This is a genomic window from Gemmatimonadaceae bacterium, from assembly GCA_019752115.1.
Taxonomy (GTDB): domain Bacteria; phylum Gemmatimonadota; class Gemmatimonadetes; order Gemmatimonadales; family Gemmatimonadaceae; genus Gemmatimonas.
Genome location: JAIEMN010000032.1, coordinates 117,564 through 138,957 on the forward strand (window position 1 = coordinate 117,564; position 21,394 = coordinate 138,957).

12 protein-coding genes are annotated in these 21,394 nt (G+C 66.8%); 7 read left to right on the forward strand and 5 right to left on the reverse strand.

The features are described from left to right. The first annotated feature begins 30 nt into the window (after nt 1-30). Both K2R93_16060 and K2R93_16065 read left to right on the forward strand, forming a co-directional pair. On the forward strand, nt 31-3,381 hold the full coding sequence (locus tag K2R93_16060; GenBank protein MBY0491359.1) for a hypothetical protein: 3,351 nt from the start codon (nt 31-33) through the stop codon (nt 3,379-3,381). A 12-nt stretch (nt 3,382-3,393) separates the two neighbouring features. Beyond that, nucleotides 3,394-4,548: a hypothetical protein gene (locus K2R93_16065; GenBank protein ID MBY0491360.1), complete on the forward strand. Its 1,155-nt coding sequence runs from the start codon at nt 3,394-3,396 to the stop codon at nt 4,546-4,548. Nucleotides 4,549-4,809: 261 nt separating this feature from the next. Here the strand turns inward: K2R93_16065 and K2R93_16070 are convergent, their stop codons facing one another. The 5 genes from K2R93_16070 to sprA all read right to left on the reverse strand — a co-directional run bounded on the left by K2R93_16070 (nt 4,810) and on the right by sprA (nt 16,042). Next, on the reverse strand, nt 4,810-6,009 hold the full coding sequence (locus K2R93_16070; GenBank protein MBY0491361.1) for a type II secretion system F family protein: 1,200 nt from the start codon (nt 6,007-6,009) through the stop codon (nt 4,810-4,812). 27 nt (nt 6,010-6,036) lie between these two features. Continuing rightward, nucleotides 6,037-7,203, reverse strand: a complete 1,167-nt coding sequence (locus K2R93_16075) for a type IV pilus twitching motility protein PilT (protein ID MBY0491362.1) — start codon at nt 7,201-7,203, stop codon at nt 6,037-6,039. Nucleotides 7,204-7,292: 89 nt separating this feature from the next. Further along, nucleotides 7,293-9,134, reverse strand: coding sequence for a Flp pilus assembly complex ATPase component TadA (gene tadA, locus K2R93_16080; protein ID MBY0491363.1), 1,842 nt, complete (start codon nt 9,132-9,134; stop codon nt 7,293-7,295). Between the two features lie 15 nt (nt 9,135-9,149). Beyond that, nucleotides 9,150-9,713 carry a helix-hairpin-helix domain-containing protein gene (locus tag K2R93_16085; GenBank protein MBY0491364.1) on the reverse strand — a complete coding sequence of 188 codons (564 nt, stop codon included), beginning with the start codon at nt 9,711-9,713 and terminating at the stop codon, nt 9,150-9,152. 89 nt (nt 9,714-9,802) lie between these two features. Beyond that, on the reverse strand, nt 9,803-16,042 hold the full coding sequence (gene sprA / locus K2R93_16090; protein MBY0491365.1) for a cell surface protein SprA: 6,240 nt from the start codon (nt 16,040-16,042) through the stop codon (nt 9,803-9,805). Nucleotides 16,043-16,217: 175 nt separating this feature from the next. On the opposite strand from sprA, the gene K2R93_16095 reads away from it, so the two are divergent. The 5 genes from K2R93_16095 to K2R93_16115 all read left to right on the forward strand — a co-directional run bounded on the left by K2R93_16095 (nt 16,218) and on the right by K2R93_16115 (nt 21,297). Then, nucleotides 16,218-17,933, forward strand: coding sequence for an LptF/LptG family permease (locus K2R93_16095; GenBank protein ID MBY0491366.1), 1,716 nt, complete (start codon nt 16,218-16,220; stop codon nt 17,931-17,933). Beyond that, complete coding sequence (locus K2R93_16100) at nt 17,930-19,015, forward strand: LptF/LptG family permease (protein ID MBY0491367.1); 1,086 nt, start codon at nt 17,930-17,932, stop codon at nt 19,013-19,015. Before K2R93_16095 ends, K2R93_16100 begins: the two co-directional genes overlap by 4 nt. A gap of 37 nt (nt 19,016-19,052) precedes the next feature. After that, a complete protein-coding gene (locus K2R93_16105) occupies nt 19,053-19,847 on the forward strand; it encodes an ABC transporter permease (GenBank protein MBY0491368.1) in 795 nt (264 codons plus the stop codon). A gap of 25 nt (nt 19,848-19,872) precedes the next feature. After that, nucleotides 19,873-20,760 carry an MlaD family protein gene (locus K2R93_16110; protein MBY0491369.1) on the forward strand — a complete coding sequence of 296 codons (888 nt, stop codon included), beginning with the start codon at nt 19,873-19,875 and terminating at the stop codon, nt 20,758-20,760. A gap of 162 nt (nt 20,761-20,922) precedes the next feature. Further along, the gene (locus K2R93_16115) at nt 20,923-21,297 is read left to right on the forward strand and encodes a four helix bundle protein (protein MBY0491370.1); all 375 of its coding nucleotides are present in this window, start codon (nt 20,923-20,925) and stop codon (nt 21,295-21,297) included. The last annotated feature ends 97 nt before the right edge of the window (nt 21,298-21,394 follow it).

Here is a 21,394-nt window from a genome sequence, read left to right on the forward strand (position 1 = left end):
TAGGGGCGTCGCCGTCCCGCCCGAGGTGCTGTGTCCACAATGCCCGCCCCAATGGCCGCCGTCGCCCCCGAGGTGGCCCTCCGCGCCCTGCGCGACCGCTGGGCCGCCACCAAGGCCGCCGAGCGGGCGAACGCCCAGTCGTACATCCGCGAACTGTGTGAGGCGTTGGGCGTGCCCGCCCCGATGCCCGCCGGCAGCGGCTACGAGTTCGAGCTCCCGATCAAGCTGGTGACGCGGGACGGGACCGAGGCGCAGGGCTTCGTGGACTGCTACAAGGCCGGGCACTTCATGCTCGAGGCCAAGGACGTCGACGGCGGGGCATCGGATGTGGCGTTGCGCCGGGCCTACGGCCAGGCGCGCCAGTACGCCGCCCACGACCCGTCGGGCACCGCCCCGCCGTACCTGCTCGTGCTGGACGTGGCGAAGACGCTGCTGGTCTACCACCGCTGGGGCGGGACGTACCAAGGCTTCGCGGCCGGCCACCGCATCGATCTGGCCACGCTCGATCAGCGCCGGACCGACATCGAGCTGCTGCGCGACATCTGGACGGCCCCGGAGAAGCGCGACCCCCGGCAGCACGCGCAGGCCGTGACCAACGACATCGCCGGAAAGCTGGCTACCCTCGCCGCCTCCCTCGAGGCGCGCGGCTTCGCGTCCGAGCGTGTCGCGAAGTTCCTGATGCGGGTGGTGTTCTCGTGCTTCGCCGAAGACGTCGATCTGCTCCCCCGCGAGGCCTTCCGGCAGACGGTGCAGCGCGCCGGCGTGGAGGGCGACCCGGTCAAGTTCCAGCGCGCGCTCGAGACCCTGTGGCGCGCCATGGACGAGGGCGGGATGTTCGGGTTCGAGAGCCTGCTGCGGTTCAACGGGCACTTCTTCAAGGACGCGGAGGCGCTCCCTCTCGAACGCGCCGACATCGCGCTCGTCCTGGAGGCGGCGAAAGCCGACTGGAAGGACGTCGAGCCGACGATCTTCGGGACCCTGCTGACGCGCGCGCTCGACCCCGTGGAGCGCCACCGCCTGGGCGCGGAGTACACCCCCCGCGCCTTCATCGAGCGCCTGGTGCGCCCCACCGTCGAGGAGCCCGTGCGCGAGCGCTGGACGGCCGTGCAGGCCGCCGTGCTGCAGCTGCGCGAGTCCGGGAAGGCCAAGGATCGCGCCACGGCCGAACAGCGCCTGCGCGACTTCCTCGGGTGGATGCAGGGCTTGCGCGTCCTCGACCCCGCCTGTGGATCGGGCAACTTCCTCTACGTCACCATGCACGTGCTCAAGGACATTGAGTACGAGGTGGTGCGGGAGCTCGAGGCCCTGACCGGCCACCAGGAGCTCCGTATACAGGAGATCGGCCCCGCCAACTTCCTCGGCATCGAGGTGAAGCGCTGGGCCCGTGAGGTGGCCGAGCTGACGCTCTGGATCGGCTACCACCAGTTCTGGAAGCGGCGACACGCTGTCCAGCCGCCGGAGCCGGTCCTGCAGGATACAGGCACGCTGGAGCTCCGGGACGCCGTGCTCGTTTGGGATCGACTAGAGCGCGTGCCCGAAAAGGACCGCCCCGACCCCACCCCGCGTCTGGTCCATCCCGTCTCCGGCGAGCTCGTGCCCGACCCCGCAGCTCGCCTCGAGTACACGGCCTACGTGGGCGCCCGCGAAGCGGAGTGGCCCGCCGCCGACTTCATCGTCTCGAACCCACCGTTCCTTGGGCAGTTCCGCCAGCGAGAGGCGCTTGGGGACGGCTACGTCGAAGCGCTGCGGGCTGCGTATCCGGATGTACCGGATGCCGCAGACTTGGTGATGTACTGGGTCCGCCACGCCATGCGCGCGGTGGCGGAGGGGCAGGCCCTGCGCGCGGGGCTCATCACCACGCAGTCGGTGACGCAGGTGCAGAACCGGCGTGTGCTGGAGGCGGCGGCGGCGCTCGGCGTCCGCCCGTGCTGGGCCATCGCCGATCACTACTGGAACGACAGCCACGAGGACGCACGCGTGCGTGTCGCCATGGTGGTGTTCGCGAAGGAGCCGACGAGTGCGACGCTCGTGACAGTGGACGGCGAGGCGGCGGTGACTGCCACCCATCGGGTACCGCGACTCAACGCGGACCTGACAGCGCATGCAGATGTCGCATCTGCATCTGGGCGCCCGCTGCGCTCGAATTTCGGATTGTCCACACGTGGATTTATGCTTGCCGGCGCCGGCTTCGTGCTCGAGAAGCATGAGGGTTCGCTTCTGCGAGCGCAGCCCGAACATGATCGGGTGGTAAAGCCGTTCCGGAATGGAAAGGATCTCACCACACGTCCGCGAGAGGTCTTCGTCATTGATTTCGCCGGCAGGGTCGAGGCGGATGCCAGGACGTTCCCCGTCCTGTTCGACATTGTTCGAGATCGGGTCAAGCCGGAGCGCGACGCCAACAAGGATCAGGCACGCCGCTTGAACTGGTGGAACTTCGGACGGGCCAACGATCAGTTGCGCGCGGCACTCCGGGCCTTGCCGCGTTACATCGGAACTCCGGAGACAGCCAAGCACAGATTCTTCGTCTTCCTCGACGGCGAGGTGGCGCCCGACAACTCGGTGGTGTGCATCGGCTCCGCCGATGCCTTCCACCTTGGCGTACTGTCGTCTGCCATTCATGGCGCGTGGGCACTGGCGGCCGGCAGCCGCCTCGGGATCGACGGCACCCCGCGGTACAACAAGGGGCCGTGCTTCGAGGCGTTCCCATTCCCGGACCCCTCGCCCGCGCTCCGCAGCCGCATTGCGGACTGCGCGGAGCGGCTTGACCGACACCGGAAAGACGCGCTCGCGCGCAGTGAAAAGGTCGGGATGACGGTGATGTACAACGTCGTGGATCAGCTCCGCGCCGGCGCCGCGTTGTCGAAGTTGGAGCACGAGGTGCATCGGCTTGCCGCGTGCGGCACGCTGCGCGACCTGCACGACGAGCTCGACGCACTCGTCGCCGAGGCCTATGGCTGGTCGTGGCCCGAGCCCCCCGCACTGATCCTCGAGCGCCTCGTCGCGCTCCACGACCGTCGGGTCGAGGAAGAGGCGGCCGGCAGCGTGCGGTGGCTGCGCCCCGACTACCAGATGCCGCGATTCGGACGCGCCGACGAGGCGGCGGCCGCCGCGCCGACGCTCGGCATTCCGGCGGAGACGCCTTCAGCGAAACCGTCGACCGCCTCGGCCGCGGCCACCCCGTGGCCATCCGACGCCGTCGGCCAGATCACGGTCCTGCGGTCCATGGCGGCCACGACCCCGGTCTCCATCGAGGAGGCCGTGCAGCGCCTCGTCGGCGCCAAACGCGAGATCGTGGGCCGACACCTCGAGACACTGGCTATGCTCGGTGAGGTGCGCGACGTGGGCGGCGGGCGGTACGCGGTGGCGGCTGGCAATGCGTAGGTAGCGCCCGACATGCCGATGGTCGCCTTCTTCCCTTGGGCGGTTCAAGAAGAAACGCTCGTCGTCGGCGAGTTCACCATCGCCCCGTTCGGCGCGGCGGTGCTCCTCATGCCACCAGGGCACGCCACAGCGGTGCGAGAGGTCGTCGCGGCCTACGACAAAACAGACGACGACCTCATCGCCCGCGTGCCCATACTGTTCCGCACCGCCACGGGCCCCACGGACGACGTGGCCGACGAGGACGTGGGCGCGCTGTTTCTCGTCGGCGAGATGGTCGCGTGCGCTGCCCTCGCGTCGCGCCAGTTCTTCATGCACGCGTACTGGAATCGCGACTCCTTCCATTTCGTGGTCCAAGGGTTCCGGCCTGACCGACCTGGCGGCGCACTGATCACCTCTAGGCGTCGAGATGGCGCTGCGCCGAGCTATGTACCGGCGAAGCACTATCGGGTACCCCGCCCGTTTCACGTCGGGCAGGGCCGGATGGAGGACCTTGATCGACCGCTTCTCGATGCGCTCGTGGAGGCCCGGGACGATGCCCGAGTCGCCCAACTGCACGACGCCGTGCGAGGGTTCAACGCAGCCAACACCGACAGCCCAACCATCAGCCAGGAGACGGAGCTTGTGCTCTTGGTTGGCGCGTACAGTCGGCTCTGCGACGTATGGGACAAGGACGGCACCGCCGCAGCTGTCCGCGATCTGCTTGACAGGGCGCCGGCGTGGCCCGGCTCGATGCCGGGCACCAAATGGGAACACGCGCCTCTGAAAGACCGAATGGCGAAGAGCAGGAATCCGAGCAGGGTCTACGAGTGGATGGCAGACGCGTATCTCCTGCGCGGCCAGTTCGCTCACGGCCGCGGGCAGTCTCCGTACAAGGGGGCGTGGGGGCTGCGTGATCACCTGTTGCTGGGCACCTACCTCTTCCCGCTGGCGGTGAAGGCGTGGCTTGGCCGCAGCGGTCGATACACACTCAGCCCGACGGAGCTCATGCGGATTTCGGCCTTCGATGCGCTGTCCTCGTGCGATCACTTCGTCGGCGACGAGGGCGGCGGCGAGGGCGATGAGCACCGTCGGCCGTCAGACTTCCCGTGGGTGAGGGTGATCCAGTCGATCCCGATCCAACTGTTCGTCTCCGGGCTGATGCCGCCTGCCGCGCATCGAACTGAGTAGGCGCGCGCCACGGCCACCGCCTCGAACGACAAAGGGAGGCCCCACGGCGGGGCCTCCCTTCTGTGCTGATGGTGTCAAGGATCGGCAAGTCAGTTATCTGGCAAGCCGGTAAAGTCCAAACCAAGCCTGACACGGCGTACTAACAAACAGCGGGGCCGGTCTTTCGACTGGCCCCGCTCCACTTTACCGTGCGCCTTTTCCTCCGTTTATGTGGCGCCAAGACGCTCCAAAGCGCCTGCTCCGCCACACCACACCGCGGCGCTACTTCACCGCATTCACCATGTCGAAGATCGGCAGGTACATCGCCACGATCATGCCGCCTACGACCACGCCGAGGAATACGATCATGACCGGTTCGAGCAGCGAGAGGAGCGCGCTCACGGCGGCGTCCACTTCGTCATCGTAGAAGTCGGCGATCTTGGTGAGCATTTCGTCCAGACCACCGGTCTGCTCACCGACGGCGATCATGCTGATCACCATGGGCGGGAAGACTTCGCTCTTCTGGAGCGGGCCGGCGATCGTGTCACCACCGGCAATGCTGGCGCGCGAGCTCATGACGGCGTCCTGCACCACGCGGTTGCCCGACGTACGGGCCGTGATCTCGAGGCCGTCGAGGATGCTCACACCCGACGAAATGAGCGTGCCGAGCGTGCGCGTGAAGCGTGAGACCGCCGACTTGCGGAGCACATCACCCAGCACCGGCACCTTGAGCAGGAAGCGGTCGATGACCAGCTGCCCCTGCGACGTGCCGTAGTACTGCTTCACCGCGAATGCCGCCCCGGCGCCACCGGCGATGATCGCCCACCAGTAGCCGTTCACGAAGTGCGACAGCCCGATGACCACCTGCGTGGGGAGCGGAAGCTCCTGGCCGACACTCTGGAACATGCTGGCGAAGACGGGTATGACCTTCCACAGCAGGATGACCACGCACAACGCGGCCACGCACATGATCACGGTGGGGTAGATCATCGCGCCCTTCACCTTGCGGACGAGGGCATCGTTCTTTTCCATGAAGATCGCGAGGCGATTCAGGATGGTATCGAGGATACCGCCCGCCTCACCGGCCGCGACCATGTTCGTGTACAGGTCGGAAAATGCCTTGGGATGCTTGCGCATCGCGTCGGCCACCGTGTGACCCGACTCGACGTCGAACACGACCTCACGCACCACACTCGCGAGCGTCTTGTTTTCGGTCTGCTTGGCCAGGATGTCGAGCGCCTGCACGAGCGGCAGGCCGGCGTTGATCATCGTCGAGAACTGCCGCGTGAAAATGACGATGTCGCGCATGCTGACCGAGCCGCCCATCTTCTTCTTGGGCGTGGACTTCGCCTCGTCGACCTTGACGATCGTCAGGCGCTGCCGGCGCAGCTGGGCCACGGCGTCGTCGCGACTGGGCGCGTCGATCGTCGACTGCTTCAGGTCACCGCTGGTGGTCCGGGCCGTATAGGCAAACGTAGGCATTACCGATCTCCTGGGGGATTGCGATACTCAGCGTCGGCCGCCCGCCCCAGCCAGCGGGCGATCGGTGGCACGGTTTCCGATCGGCGTCACCGGAGCCCCGTCGTCGGTCGGCGACTTGCCGATCATCCGCAGGAACTCGTTCGGATCGCCCGCGCACCGGACGCACTCGTCCGCGCTCACCTGGCGCGACACGTACAGCTGGTACAACGCGTCGTTCAGCGTCTGCATGCCGAACTTCTTGCCCGACTGCATCAGCGAGTAGATCTGATGCACCTTGTCGTCGCGAATGAGCGCCCGGATCGCCGGCGTCACCACCAGCACCTCGGCGGCCATTGCGCGGCCGCGCCCCGACATCTTGGGGAGCAGCACCTGCGTCACGATCCCCTCAAGCACGAACGCCAACTGCGCCCGCACCTGGCTCTGCTGATGGCTCGGGAAGACGTCGATGATGCGGTTGATCGCCTCGGCGGCGCTGTTCGTGTGCAGCGTGGCCAGCACGAGGTGACCGGTTTCGGCAATCGTGAGCGCGGCCTGGATGGTCTCCAGGTCGCGCATTTCGCCCACCAGGATCACATCCGGATCTTCACGCAACGCGTACTTGAGCGCCGACGCAAAGCTCTTGGTGTCGGAGCCGACTTCGCGCTGGTTGATGATGCAGTTGCGGTGCCGGTGGATGAATTCGATCGGGTCTTCCACCGTGATGATGTGCGCGCGCCGCTCGGTGTTGATCTTGTCGATCATCGCCGCCAGCGTCGTGCTCTTGCCGGAGCCGGTCGGGCCGGTCACGAGCACGAGGCCACGCGGGCGCTCGGCGAACCCCTTGATCACCGCCGGGACCTGCAGCTCCTCGAACGTCTTGATCGTGAAGGGGATGCTTCGGATCACCATGCTCACGCAGCCGCGTTGCTTGAACACATTGCCGCGGAAACGGCTCAGGTTCGCGATGCCGAACGAGAAATCGAGCTCGTCCTCCATCTCGAAGCGCTTCTTCTGGTTCTCCGTGAGGACCGAGTACGCCAACTGCAGGGTGTCGCGCGGCGTCAGGAGATGGTCCACGGTCGAGTTCACCACATCGCCGTCCACGCGCAATTTCGGCCGCTCACCGGCCGTGATGTGCAAGTCGGACGCCTCCCGCTCGATCATTTCATCGAGGAGGGTGCGGAGCGAGACGGGGGATGGGGCTGGAGGCGTCATTGCGTGGGCAGAGCGGAAATGGCGGGGAATGAGCCCCCCGCGCGCTGGACGAACCGGTGGCGCATGGGAAACGCCACCGTCACAGTTTCTTAATTCGACGTTTCACGGATGACCTGATCGAGGGTCGTGACCCCCTTCAGGACCTTCAGCCAGCCGTCCATGCGGAGGGTCAGCATCCCCTCTTCGATGGCGGCGTTGCGCAGCACCTGCACGTCCGCGTTCTGCATCACCAGCTTCTTCAGGCTCTGAGTCATGAACATGACCTCATAGAGACCCTGCCGGCCCTTGAGACCGGTCCCGCCACAGGCATCGCAGCCGTAGCCGCGGAAATAGGGGAGCTCCCCGAAGGTGGTATCGAGCGACAGCTTCTCGAGGAACGGCACGGCTTCCGGCGTCGCCTTGGCCTTGGCGTTGTCGATCGCCTCCTGCGTGAAACGCAGCTCCCGCAGCGTGCTCGTGGGCTTCACCTTGGCGCCCGCAAACTCCGCCTCACTCGGCTCGTACTTCACCTTGCACTTCGGGCAGATCCGGCGCACGAGGCGTTGCGCCAGAATGAGGTTGAGCGCCGACGCCACGTTGAACGGCTCGAGCCCCATGTCCAGCAAGCGCGTGATGGTCTCGGGCGCGGAGTTCGTGTGCAGCGTGCTCATGACCATGTGGCCGGTGAGCGCGGCCTTGATGGCAATACCGCCCGTCTCCAGGTCGCGGATCTCACCGACCATGATGACGTTCGGGTCCTGCCGCAGGAACGCCTTGAGCGCCGCCGCGAAGGTCATGCCGATTTCGCTGCGCACCAGCACCTGATTGATCCCATACAGATTGTACTCGACGGGATCTTCGGCGGTCATGATGTTCGTGTCGCCGGTATTGATCTTGGAGAGCGCCGAATAGAGCGTGGTGGTCTTCCCCGAGCCCGTCGGGCCGGTGACGAGCACCATGCCGTACGGGTTCGAGATCGCCTCCATGAGCTCCCGCTCGGCGCGCGGCTCGATGCCGAACTTCTCGAGCTCGAGCGTCAGATTGCCCTTGTCGAGGATTCGGAGCACGACCTTCTCGCCGAACAGCGTGGGCAGCGTGCTCACGCGGAAGTCGACCACCTTGCGGCCAACCTTCAGCTTGATGCGCCCGTCCTGCGGCACGCGACGCTCGGCGATGTTGAGCGACGCCATGATCTTGAAACGGGAAATGAGCGCCGCGCGCATCTTCATGGGCGGCTTCATCACCTCCTGCAGCGCACCGTCCACGCGGTATCGCACGCGGAGCTCGTGCTCGAAGCACTCGAAGTGAATGTCCGAGGCGCCCTTGTTCACGGCGTCCACCAGGATGGCGTTGATCAGCTTGACGACGGGCGCGTCATCGACCTGCGCCGCGAGCACGCTGGCATCGGCGCTGTCTTCCTGGTTCTCGAGGACTTCCACATCGTCGTCTTCCGCTGCGATGTCCTGCAGCAGCGACTGCATGTGGATTTCATTCGACTCGTAATGCTTTTCGATCGCCGCGCGCATCGAGTACTCGCCCGCCAGCACGGGGACGATGTCGTAGCGCGTGATGAACTTGAGGTCGTCGACCACCGCCATCGCGTTCGGATCGGCGATGGCCACGGTGAGCTGGCGACCGTCACGCTTGAGCGGCAGAACCGTGTGCTTCGACGCCAATTCGGCGGGGATGAGCTTCAGGAGACGCGTGTCGACTTCGAACTTCGACAGGTCCACGGCCGGCATGCGGTACTGCCGCGCGAGCATGCGCACGACGTCCGTTTCGGAGACCAATCCCATCTTGACGACGGTCAACCCCAAACGCTGCCCCGGCGACTGCGCCTGTTCGGCGAGCGCACGGGTCAGGTTCTCACGCGTCAGAAGCCCTTCGCGAACCAGCAGTTCGCCAAGTTTTTCGGTAGCGCGTCCAGTCAGCGGACTAGCGGGTGCAGCCATGGATAAGGAGTTCCGTCAGACGACGTCATCAAGGAAAGGCGCAATGGATGGAGGGCCCTCACTGAGTAAGGGACTGTGCCGTGAGGAAAACGTCACGAGAGGCAGGAGCAGGCGAACGGTGGAAGGGCCGATGCCACGCACGTGACGGAGGTCCTCCGGCCCCCCGAACGGGCCATGGCGTTCCCGCCACGCCACCATGCGCTGCGCGAGTGCCGGTCCGACTCTCGGTAATCGCTCCAGTTCGGCCGCGGTGGCCGTATTCACATCAATAGGAGGCGGCTCCTGAGCGGGGCCCCGCGACTTCCGCTTACTGGAAGAGGGGCCGGCGAATGACGAGTCGGCGCTCCGATTGGCCACCCGCCGCCCCCGCGACCGCCCCCTCGGCGACGCCGCCCTCGCCGAATCCACCGCCGCCAGCTGGCGGCTCAACGCCGCCGCCCCCGCGTCTCCGCCAGCCAGCCCCCCGGCCGCCACCGCCTGCCGCTCGAAGCGCGACACCCCCACAGCCTGAACCCCCGCGCCGATCAGCGCGATGAGCACCAGGAAGCCAAGGGCCTGCTTTTCGGAGGAGGTCGCCATGCCGCGACAATGCACACCCCAGCGGCCCTCGCGGTAACCCAAATAACGCAGGCGGTGCTCGAACGACGCAGTCCCGCGACGCGTCTGCGCTACCGCAACTCCCCCGCAAAGAACTTCATCTGCAGCACCGCGCTGAACACCAGATTCGAGAACTGCCGGTTGATCGTGCGATCGAACGACACCACATGGCTGCCGGTGAGGTTGAACGTCAGCAGTTCGCTCAGATCGGTGCTCGCGTTCAGGTTGATCGCCCGGCGCCCGTTGTCGGTGAGCACCGCCGGCCGGTCGGCGCGGATGAGCCCGAGGAGGCGGCTGGCGCCCACGATCTCGGAGCGGGCGGTTTCGCTCTGATACGACAGCGCGGTTTGCATCCGCCCGGTGCGGGTGTTCCACGTCGTTGGCAGCGGCAGCGATCGCTCGACGCTGAACCCGACCTGACGGCTGTCGCCCGTAATGAGCGCCCCGGGGCGCTGGTCTTCGCGGTGCTGGCGGGTGAGCCGCCCCGTGGTGCGCAGGTTCCCCATCCCTGACCAGGTGATGGACGCCGAGAGCGGCTGCGAAAACGACAGGGTGCGGTTGAGATCCGTGCCGAGCCCGTTGTCGTTGGGCAGACTCGCGATCTGCTCGCGATACGTATAGCCCCCGCCCAGGATCACGCTGCTGATAAGGGCCTTCCAGCGCGCCGGCTGCCAGTTCCAGGCGAGGTTGAGGTCTGGGCGGACCACCTGCGTGCCGGTGATCAGCGCCTGCGTGCCATCTACCGAACGCTGGGTCCATGCCTCCGACGTCCCCTGCTCAGCGCGTGCCCGCAACGTGAACGACAACGGCAGCCGCAGTTCGGTGGCCACCGTGGTGCGCTGCAGGCGGCCGGCGGAGGTGGCCAGGCGACGGTCGAGCCCACGGAAGGTGCTGATGCCGGCCATGCCGAACTGATAGCCCCACCCCGGAATGAACGACGTGTTGTCGTAGTTCGACGTGAGGCTCTGCTGCCACTGCACATCGATGGGGGAGAGCCAGCGGCTGCGCGCGGCCCCGACGAGGCCGACGAGCAGCTGGCCCACATCGAACGCCGAGCCCACGCCGAGGGTCTGTGCGGCGCCCAGCCGGCGCGGCAGGCGGAAGGTGCCGGTGGTGTCATCGGCGCGGAGCAGGACGAGGGCGTTCGGGTCCTTGGTGAGGCCGAAGGTGCTGGTGAAGTCGGCGCGCGGCCGCCACCAGCCGCGGAGCTGGGGCTGGAAGAGCAGCGACGAACTCAGGGAGCGTTCGCGCTCGAGCCCCGCATCGCGGCCAAAGAGCCGCAGCCGCTCACCCTCGGCGATGATGCCCCGGTTGACGCTATCGAAGGGGGTAAGCGGATTGCTGAAGGCGTCGCGGTAATCGCGCAGGTCGAGCAACTGCCGCGCATTCACCGACGCGCCAATGGACGGAATGGGGCGGAACTCCAGCGCCGCCGTATTCGACCAGAGGTTGTTGAGGCCACTGACCACCTGACCCGTGTCGTTGAGCGCCGCGGCGGCTTTCACAAAGCTCGTGGTGGTGATGGCATTGCGCGCCACCGCGCTGTTGAGGCGGAATTGCGTGGGCGACCAGCGTACCTTCTGTTCACGCCACGCCTTCACCGCCGCCGAATTGCGCCAGCGGCTGGGCAACACGTTGGTGAGCGCGGTAATGACACCCGGCATGGGGTGGGTGCGTTCGTCGCTTTCGAGCGCGAGCCCACCGCCCAGGTTGTAGGCACTCGCATTGGCTTCCTGGAAGGCGCTCTGCGAGCCCATGTTGGACCAGCTGCCACTCACATTGAGCGCGTTGACGAGCGGCGCGTACCAACCGTTCGCGAGGGGCGTCGCACGCCGCAGCGAAAAGCTGTAGGAGGTGCGCTTGTCACTCGGTCGCCGGAGCCCCTGAATGCCGCTGGCGCGGACGTCGGTGCGGTTGACGAACAGCTGATCGATCCCGGTGCCGCTGTAATCGATACTGAAGGGCATGGCGAAGCCGAGGTTCGCCGGCAGGAACCGTTCGAGATGCAGCGTGGTCCCCACCGACACGCCGCTCGTGGTCAGGAACGTGGGCGTTTCGCCCAGCTGTCGGAAATTCGGGTCGCGCCGGCTCATGGACACGCGCACGTCGGCGTAGTCACCGGCGTTCACATTGAGCCCGATCTCGCCGGCCATGCCGATATCGTCCACGACATCGCCGAGCCGGATGTCGTTGACCCACAGTTCGAGCGTGTCGCTGGCGAGTAGCCCGCCGCCGCCCCGCGGCACGGAGTCCACGCGCACGATGCCCACCGCGAGCTCCTGCACGCCCGCGAGATTGGGCGGGGTCACCGCCGGATCGGCGCTGTACACGATGTAGCCGTCCTGACAGACCGCGTAGCGGCGCACGTTCACACCGCGCGGTTTGCCGCTGCGCTTCACGAGTTCGAGATCGGCACCGGTGCAGGCAATGGAGTCCTTGCTCCCTTGCAGGAAGGCGTTTTCCAGCTGCGCGCGCAGCAGCTGGAAGCGCGTGAGATCCACGCGCACCTCGGGGAGCCAGGCGCTCTGACTTTCGCCGGTGTTCACCGGCGTGCGGTACATGTAGAAGTTGTTCTCGTCGCGGCCGATCTTGATGTAGCCGTTGAGCTCTCCGTTGGGCCCCCAGCCGTTGCCGCGGCCGCGCATCCAGAGGCGCAGCGTGCGATAGCCCATGAACGTCTGCGTCCCGCTGCGGAAGCGGAAGAACGCCTCGGCGCGATCGAAGGTGCGGAACTGCCGCCCCGGCAAGCCGGCCTGCAGGCGCAGCGCGCGTTCGTTGACCTGCGTGCGTGCCACCTCGTAGCCGGTGAGACGCGTTTCGGGCGCATCCACCACGCCCGGCGGCGAGGCGTAGGGGAGCGTGGCCGTGGAGTCGGTCGTACCGACGACTCCGGCGATGACGTAGCCGCCCACGGTGCCGCTCGAGTCGCCCGCCATGCCGCTCAGCGGCTCGGCGCTGCGCTTGAGCCAGGGCGCGCCCGGGAGGCGGAGGTTGGCGATGGCGATGCGCACGAAGTCGTCATCGGCGGTGAGCGCGTTGGACACCATCGTCACGCGCAAGGCGCGCATGCGGCGTTCGTTGGGCGCGTTGAGCACCTCGGTCGGGGCCCGCCAGTTGAGGCGTACCTGTACCCAGCAGAGCGAGTCGGCCGTCACGCCCGTACTCGTCGAATCACGCTGCTGAATGCAGCCACCGATGCGCGTCCAGGTGCGCTTGTCGCTCAGGTCCACCGTGAACCGCTTGATCGCTTCCTGCTCGACACTCGCGGCGTTGAGATTGAGCTGCCCGTCGAGGTCGATATCCTCTTCGTCCATGCGGTTGTTGCGCACGGTGCAGTTCACGCGGCTGTCGCCCAGGGCCTGAATGGCGGCGACGGCCTGCGTGCAGAGGGGCACACCGTTCCTGATCGTGGTGACCGGCGTGGCACCGGTACGGTCTACCACCACCAGCGTGTCGGCCACGTCGCCGGCGAGGCCAACGTCATTCTTGATGGCGTTGAAGCTGCGCGTGAGCGGGTCGCGTTCGGTATCGAGGCGATCGAAGCCGACCAGCCGCTTGCCGCGATAGGTGCTGTCGGGGCGCGCGCCGCTGCTCCCCGTCACCGTGAGCGTTTCGGGGGCGAAGGTCACGCTGTTCTCCGACACCTCACCGAAGTCGAACACCAGCGTGGGATTGCGGCGCAGCTTGGCCTGCTCGCTGTGCACGAGTACGAAGAACTCGACGTTCTCCACCGCCGACAGATCCTGCCCGCTGGGGCTCAGCACTCGGCGAATCGAACGCCAGCGGCGCCCCGACGGAGTGAGGCCGACCTGGCTCCGGTCGCCGATGGTCCACGCAAAGCGCCGCTGCGCACTGCCCGGTGCCTGATCGAAAATGCCGCCCGTCTTGAGCGGATAAAGCGTGAGCCAGAGCAGTTCGGCCGCGGCGTCGGCCCCGCTGCCGACCAATCGCACCGAGGGATCGATCTGCGCCTGGGTGAAGCGCGCGATGCCGCCGGTGGTGCTCACCCCAAAGTTCTGGTAGGCGAGCGTGGCCGCGCGATTGAGCGCGAGGGTGCTGCTCCCCTGCCCCGCGAAGGTGCTGCCGAGCGCCGGCCGCGAAGCGAAGTACCAGTTGGACTCGGCGAGGCTGATGGGCGTGTTGGCGGCGCCTTCGAAGCTTTCGAGATAGGCCTGACCGGCGGCGTTGGGCTGCGGCTTGCTCACCGCAAACTCGCCGCGAAGGCCAATGCGCGATGGCGTGGTGGACGGGCGCAGCGGCAGGCGCTCGAGTGCCTTGCTGATGGCCGTGGCGTCCCAGTGCAGGTTGCCGGTGACCCCGGCGACGAGCGAGCCCATCGGCTCGAGACCCAGCGACGGGCGCGTGAGCGACGAGCGCTGCCGCTGCGAGATGGCGGTGAACGCGAACTGCCCGTTCTCGAGCGGGAAGGTGGAGTTGAAGCCCAGGATCGTGGTGGGCGTCGTCACCTGGAACTGCGGATTCTCCTCGTAGCGCACGCTCACCTGGCGCGCAGTGGCAAAGAGTGTATCGGCGCGCGCGAAGGTGATGAGGCCGAGGTCGTACTCGATCGTGTAGTCGCGATCGCGCACGAGGTCGCGCCCATCGAGCACCACGCGTTCGGAGAAGCGGCGGATCTGCGTGGTGGGGAGTGTGATGGTGCGGGTATCCCCGGTGGCGTCGCCGGCGCCGATGTCCGTCTCGTAGTGCAGCATGAGGCGGTAGATCGCCTGCGGCCGCTGCGCCGTATTGAAGTACTCGTTGGGGAAGCTGTACAGCGTGTCGTTGGCCGGGTTCGCGAACGGTTGCGCCAGACCGGCGCGCGCGAAGGGCTGCAGCGACGGGAAGATCAGGAACTGGTCGCGAATGAGCGCGTCCTGCGTGAGTCCGGAGAAGATCGAACGCACGTTGGGGTCATTCGGCCGCGGCCAGACGCGGTTCTCCACATCGAGCAGCGCGGGGTTCGTGGCCTGCGCCACGCCGAAGAGGCGGAGATAGGTCTCGCCGCGCGACGGATCGAGCGGCTTTTCCTGATCGCCCGAGGTGCCGGTGACGATGCGCAGCGCGAGCGACTCGCGCCGCAGATCGGCGCCGCCCAGCCGATAGACCGACTTGATCTCGCGCAGGAAGTACGCGGCGTTGGCCGGCTGCAGTTCCGGCTCCCAGAGGAGGTTGGCGTACTGCGGCGCCGCGGTGAATTCGAAGTCGGGTGTTCCGCCGGTGTTTTCGTTGCGCCCGGGAGTGCCGGCCACGTTGACCTCGTAGGCCACGGCGAGGCGCTCGCGCCCCTCGATCAGCGGCTGCACGAGCACGATCCAGAGGAGCGTGGGGTCCACGTAGTAGTCCACGCCTTCGCGCAGCACCTCGTAGGTCTGGCGGGCGCTGTTGCGGGCCCCGCGCACACTGAGCTGCGGCCCGCGCGGGTTCTGGTTGGCGCCGGTGATGTCCTGCCGGTAGACCACGAGCTTGACCGGGCGCACCGAATCCGGAAGGGTCGACGCCAGCTGACGCAGCCGGGCGCGGTTCAGGATATCGATGTTGGGGAAGCCCCCCAGCCGCCGCGGATCGATCGTGAAGAAGAAGCGGCGCGGCTCGATCTGCATGTCTTCGATGACGCGGTTCACGGCCTGCTGGGTGCGCCCGCCGATCGTGTACAGATTGTCGCGCGAGACGAGCCCCTTCTGCTGGGCCACGATACCGCTGAAGCGCATCGGCCCCCATTTGCCCTCGGCCTGTACGCCGTAGTTGCCGGCCGGGATCCCGGCCGTGAGGAAGCGCGACGCCGGGGTGACGAAGCTGACGTTGCCGACCTGCAGCGACTGCAGCCACGAGGTGGGTTTGCCGTTGTAGCGCAGCCCGATGGTGTTGTTGGCGTCGAACTCGTTCTGCGAGTTGTAGTCGACGTCCACGGCCAGCCGGTCACCAACGGTGCCTTTGGACTTCAGGTCGAACTGGACGTCGAAGATCGGGTTCCAGAGCCCGTTGCAGTTGTTTCCCAGGATGGTCCGCTGCGCCGCCGTGCACCGGTCGTTCTTGAGGCGCTCCATCTTGGACTCGAGCCGGGCATTCAGCCGGAGCCCGAGATTGTCGCCCAACAGGTCCCGGGCGGCGTTGGCCGCCGCGTTGGCGGCCGCCGGGTTGGTGGGGGCCAGCGGCACGAGGGGGGCCGGCCGGGCGGTCGAGTCACGCCGGGTCGTGGTGTCGCGGCGGGCGGTGGTATCCCGGGGGGGGCCACCCTGACCGGCCAGCGGACGCGCGACCGCGGCGAGCCCCACGAGGAGCCCCAGACCCACCGCCGCAGCGCTCCGGACCACCGGCCCGACCCTGCCCCTGGACCCTCCGGACCACAGCCTGCGCACCGAACTCCGGTCGTGGGGTACCAGCGGCTGCCCCCGGCGCCGCGGTACGGTCTCGAGCTGCGAGCGCAACCGATAGAACTCGTTACGGTGCGCCCTTGATTATGCGGGTAGTCATCGGGGAATTTACGTCGTGAAGCTCCTTACCCGCTATGTCATCCGCGAGCACGTCGGGCCGCTGATTTTCAGCCTGTCGGCCATGACGTCCCTGCTCATGCTGCAGTACGTCGCGCGCCAGCTGGCCAACCTGGCCGGCAAGGGCCTCCCCTGGGGGGCCATCGGCCGCTTCTTCGTGCTGTCGCTGCCGTTCACGGTCGCGATGACGATGCCGATGGCGGTGCTCATGGCCACCCTCTACGCCTTCGGGCGCATGGCCGCCGAGCATGAGATCACCGCCCTCAAGGCCAGCGGCGTGAAGGTGCGCAGTCTGATGGCGCCCGTGCTCTGGTGCGCGCTGCTGCTGTCGCTGTTCATGGTGTGGTTCAACGACCAGGTGCTCCCCGCCTCGAACCACCGGCTACGCATCCTGCAAGGGGACATCGGCCGCACCAAGCCGACGCTCGCGCTCAAGGATCAGGTGCTCAATCCGCTGAGCGAGCAGTTCTTCATGCGCGTCGCCCGCACCGACGCCGCCACCAACCGCATGTGGGATGTCACCATCTACGACCTGCGGAAGGGCACCGAGCGCAAGACGATCTATGCCGACAGCGGCGTCTTCTCGGTGGCGAGCAATGGGCAGGACCTGCAGATGCAGCTGTACAATGGCTACGTGCAGGAGTTCACGCGCGGCGACGTGCGTCGCCTGCAGCGCACGTACTTCATCACGCAGACGGTGAAGGTCGGCGGCATTGCGCAGGGTTTTCAGACCACGAAGACCGACGGCTACAAGGGCGACCGCGAGATGAGCGTGTGCGAGATGCACGCGCGCTATCGGGGCGACGCGGCGGAGTTTCATCGCATCCGCCGCGAGTACGTCGACTACGCCTTCCGCCTCGCCAGGAAGGGGCAGGCGGTCACCGCCCCGCGCGATCGCCCCGAAGCCGATCCGCTCGCGGTGTTGTACTGTGAGCAGTTCCTGAGCCGGGCGGAAAAGCTGCTGCTCCCCGCCAAGGTGGGGGCGCAGCCGCCCGCCAAGCCGGACACGAGCAAGCCCAAGGCCGACACCGCCAAGGCGAAGCCCGACAGTGCCAAGCCGCAGCCCCCGGCGTCGGCGCCGGCGCCGCCGCCGATTCAGGGGATGAGCAGCATCCCCGGCATGACCAAGGCCGACTCGATCGCCATGGCGCGCGCCAATGCCATTGCGATGAACCCCGATTCGGTGCGGCAGGACTCCATTCGGCGCATCGACTCCATCCGCGTGGACTCCATGCAGAAGGCGATGCCCAAGCCGCAGCCGGTGGATACGATCGCGATGCTCACGGGCGCGATCGCCGGCTCGCGGGTGCAACTGCTCGCGTCGCGCGAGGGGCTCGACAATCTCGCGGTGGAGATTCACAAGAAGTTCGCGCTGAGCTTTGCCTGCCTGGTGTTCGTGCTCTTTGGCCCGCCGATCGCGCTGCGCTTCCCGCGCGGCGGCGTGGGCGTGACCATCGGCGTGAGCATCGGCGTCTTCGGTCTCTATTACGTCTGCCTGATGGGTGGCGAATCGCTCGCCGACAAGGGCATGCTCCCGGCGTGGTTCGCCATGTGGATCGCGAACATCGTCTTCACGGTGGCGGGCGTACTGCTGCTCTGGGGACTCGAGAACACGACCGACACCTCGCGTGGCGGCGGTCTCAAGGACCGCTTCGACGACTGGCGCACCTCGCGCCGGCTGCGTCGTGAGGCGAAGGCCGGGGCGCGCGCGTGAGCCGTCGCCTGATCACGCCACTCGACCGCTACATCGCCGGCGAGTTCACCCGCATCTTCGGCATCACGATCCTCGGGTTCCCCGTCCTGGTCTTCGTCATCGACCTGGTCGACAACCTGCGCAAGTACACCGAGCGCAAACTGCCCGTGCGGGATGTGGCGCTGAGCTACCTGTACTGGATCCCCGATACGCTCTTCATGGTGCTGCCGGCCGCGGTGCTGTTCGCGACGGTCTTCTCCATCGGCACCTTTACCCGCTATTCCGAGATCACCGCCGCCAAGGCATCGGGGATCAGCTTCTACCGGTTCATCGCCCCGATTCTGGTGATGGCGATGCTGGCACTGAGCCTCGATCTGGTCTTTGCCGAAATCTCGCCGCCGGCCAACGCCATTCGCCTCAAGCTGATCGAAGGGAAGAACAGCGCCCGCGACAGCGACCGGTACAACTTCGCCTTTGCCAGCGACCGGGGGCGGGTCTACCGCATCTACACGCTGCAGCTCAAGCCCAAGCTCATCGAGAATCTGGAGATCGAGCAGCGGGCCTCCACCAAACAGCCGGGCACGCTGGTCGCGGCCGCCACGGCCGAGTGGCACGATGCGCGCGGTTGGACGTTGAAGAAGGGGGTCATGCACGTGACCCCGAGCCCGACGACGGACTTTTCCTTCAGCTTCGACTCCTTGCGCGACCGCAATTTCCACGAATCCCCGCAGGACCTCCGGGCGAGCGAGCGTGAGCCGGCCGAAATGCGGTTCGTCGAGCTCAGCCGCTACATCCGCACCCTCGAGCGCTCGGGCGCCGATGTGAACCAGCTCAAGGTCGAGCGGATGCTCAAGCTGGCCATCCCGGTGACCTGCCTCATCATTGCGCTCTTTGGCGCGCCGCTGGCGACCAGCTCGCAGCGTGGCGGCGCCGCCTACGGTATCGCGGTGAGTCTGGCGACCACCGTGCTCTTCCTGGTCCTCATCCAGCTGACCAAGGCCATCGGCGGAAAAGGGCTGATGCCGCCAGATTACGCGGCATGGATGCCCAATGTCGTGGTGGGCGTATTCGCGCTCGTGCTGCTCTACCGGGTACGCACGTGAGCCGCTGCGCCCGCCCCGTTTCCCTGACCCTCCGCTGATGCTCGGTATGGATATGGTGCTCCGCCTCGCCGAGCGGCGGACTGGTGGCATTCTGCGCGCGCTCGGCAAGCGCGGCTATTTCGCGCGCGATATCGTGCGCGGACTGCGCGACCCGGGGACCTGGCTGCCGGAAACGATCCGGCAGATGAAGAACATCGGCGTGGACTCGGTCCCGCTCGCGGTCATCGTGGCGGCCTTTCTGGGGGGCGTGACCGCCTTCCAGACGCGCTACCAGCTCTTCCCGGGCGTGCAGCTGTCGGTGGTCGGCCTCATCACGCGCCAGTCCATCGTCCTCGAGCTCGGACCGCTACTGACCGCCCTCGTGCTCACCGGGCGCGTGGGGGCCCGCATGACCGCCGAGATCGGGACGATGCGGGTGACCGAACAGATCGATGCGCTGGAAACACTGAGCTTCGATCCGGTCGCCTATCTCGCCCTGCCCCGGTTCATCGCGGGCGTGATCATGCTGCCGACGCTCACGATCCTCGCCAACGCCACGGCCATCTTTTCGGCGTGGGCGATTCTCGTGACGGCCACCGACGTCCGCACCGCCGACTTTCTCAGTGGCCTGCGGCTGTCGTTCGCGGCCTTTCAGGTGATTTACTCGCTCATCAAGTCCACGCTCTTTGGCGCGGCGATTGCGTTCGTGTGCTCCTATGAGGGGTACGTGACCGAGGCCGGTGCCGAAGGGGTGGGTCGTTCGACGGCGCTCGCGGTGGTAATCGCCTCGGTGTCGATTCTCGTGCTGGACGCCATCGTGGCGGCGGTCCTCGCGCCCTTCATTCAGGCCTGAGCGCCTCCCCCGCTTCCTCTCCCCTATGTCTAGAACTCGACGCGACGAACTGCTGGTGGGCCTGCTGCTGCTGGTGGCGGTCGTCCTCGCCCTTGGCGGCACGATCTGGATCGCCCGCGGCGGCCTCGCGCGCGGCTATCCGCTCTATGCCCGCTTCCCGTGGGGCGCCGGCCTCAAGCAGGGGCAGCCGGTGCTCCTCGCCGGCGTGCAGGTCGGCTTCGTGGATCAGGTCGAACTGATTCCCGACGGCACGATCGCGGTGAAGCTGCAGGTGCAGCAGCAATACAAGATCCCGGCGGGCACCTCGGCGTCGGTCGAACCGAACGGCATCTTCGGCGACCAGCTGGTCGCGCTCACCCCGATCAAGGGCGCCACCGGCTTCATCCCCGCCGGCGACACCGTCAACACCGGTGCCGGCGCGCCCGGCATGACCGCCCTGCTCGAGAAGGGCGACTCGATCGCGGTGAACGTCCGCGCCCTGACCAGCGAAGCCCGCGGGCAGTTCGTGGACAGCGGTGGAATTAAGGAAGTCCGCAAGACGCTCAACGATCTCACCAAGCTCGTTGCCCAGCTCTCCGCCGTCACCGCTGAGCAGTCGAAGCAGCTGACGATGACGCAGCAGCAGGTGCGCAAGACGCTCTCGAGCGTGGACTCGTCGAAGGTGGACTCGACGATCGTGAACCTCCGCGCGACGTCAGCGTCGTTCGAAAAGCTCGCGACGGAATTGCGGGCGACGAATACGAAAGTTCAGGGGCTGACCGACAAGCTCTCGAACGGCACCGGCACCGCTGGGAAGCTGATGAATGATCCGGCGGTATACGCGAGAGTGGATACGCTGTTGATACGGTTGGATTCGTTGGCGGCGGATATCAAGAGGAATCCTCGGAAGTACATAAACTTGAAGATCTTTTGAGAAAGGATGGGGCGGCGCTGAAAGCGCCGCCCTTTCATTTGGTGAACCCCTGAGAGCTCAGGGGGGAGGATGTCAGGGGGTGGGGGTCAGGACTGCGTGGAATTGGCACAATGCGCGTGCAATTGGTGAGACTCGGCTTCGCCTTCGTTCGCATGTTGGGGAATGCAAGATCCCAACAATCTCATGGTGTACCGCCGCGCGATCGACTTCGCGGTGCGTTGCACGCGGCTCACGCGGCGCGTTCGCGCGCGTGAGGCACCGGGTATGGCGTCGCAACTGTCCCGCGCGGCGTGTGCCGTACCGGCAAACATCTCCGAAGGCGTCGGCCAACCCTCGGATCAGGTCTGCGCACGACATCTTGGCATCGCCATCGGCAGCCTCAATGAGTGCGACACGCATCTGCGAATCATCAAGGCCCTATCGCCGACGGTCGGTACGATAGATCCACTGCTAGAGGAGAGTAGCCAACTCCGCCGCATGCTCTTCGCCCTGCGAGCACACCACCTGCACCGAGCCTCGCAGCCCCCGCAGTCCTGACCCCAACCCCCTGGCGTCCTCCCCCCTGAGCTCTCAGGGGTTCACCCAAAAAGAAAGGGGCGGCGCCACCGGCGCCGCCCCAATCCTTTCAACAACC

Bases quoted from the DNA above. Each gene is read 5' to 3' on its own strand.
- K2R93_16085 (MBY0491364.1), bottom strand. From the start codon at position 9,713: ATGGCGACCTCCTCCGAAAAGCAGGCCCTTGGCTTCCTGGTGCTCATC.
- K2R93_16105 (MBY0491368.1), top strand. From the start codon at position 19,053: ATGCTCGGTATGGATATGGTGCTCCGCCTCGCCGAGCGGCGGACTGGT.
- K2R93_16115 (MBY0491370.1), top strand. From the start codon at position 20,923: ATGCAAGATCCCAACAATCTCATGGTGTACCGCCGCGCGATCGACTTC.
- K2R93_16075 (MBY0491362.1), bottom strand. From the start codon at position 7,203: ATGACGCCTCCAGCCCCATCCCCCGTCTCGCTCCGCACCCTCCTCGAT.
- K2R93_16065 (MBY0491360.1), top strand. From the start codon at position 3,394: ATGCCGATGGTCGCCTTCTTCCCTTGGGCGGTTCAAGAAGAAACGCTC.
- tadA (MBY0491363.1), bottom strand. From the start codon at position 9,134: ATGGCTGCACCCGCTAGTCCGCTGACTGGACGCGCTACCGAAAAACTT.
- K2R93_16070 (MBY0491361.1), bottom strand. From the start codon at position 6,009: ATGCCTACGTTTGCCTATACGGCCCGGACCACCAGCGGTGACCTGAAG.
- K2R93_16110 (MBY0491369.1), top strand. From the start codon at position 19,873: ATGTCTAGAACTCGACGCGACGAACTGCTGGTGGGCCTGCTGCTGCTG.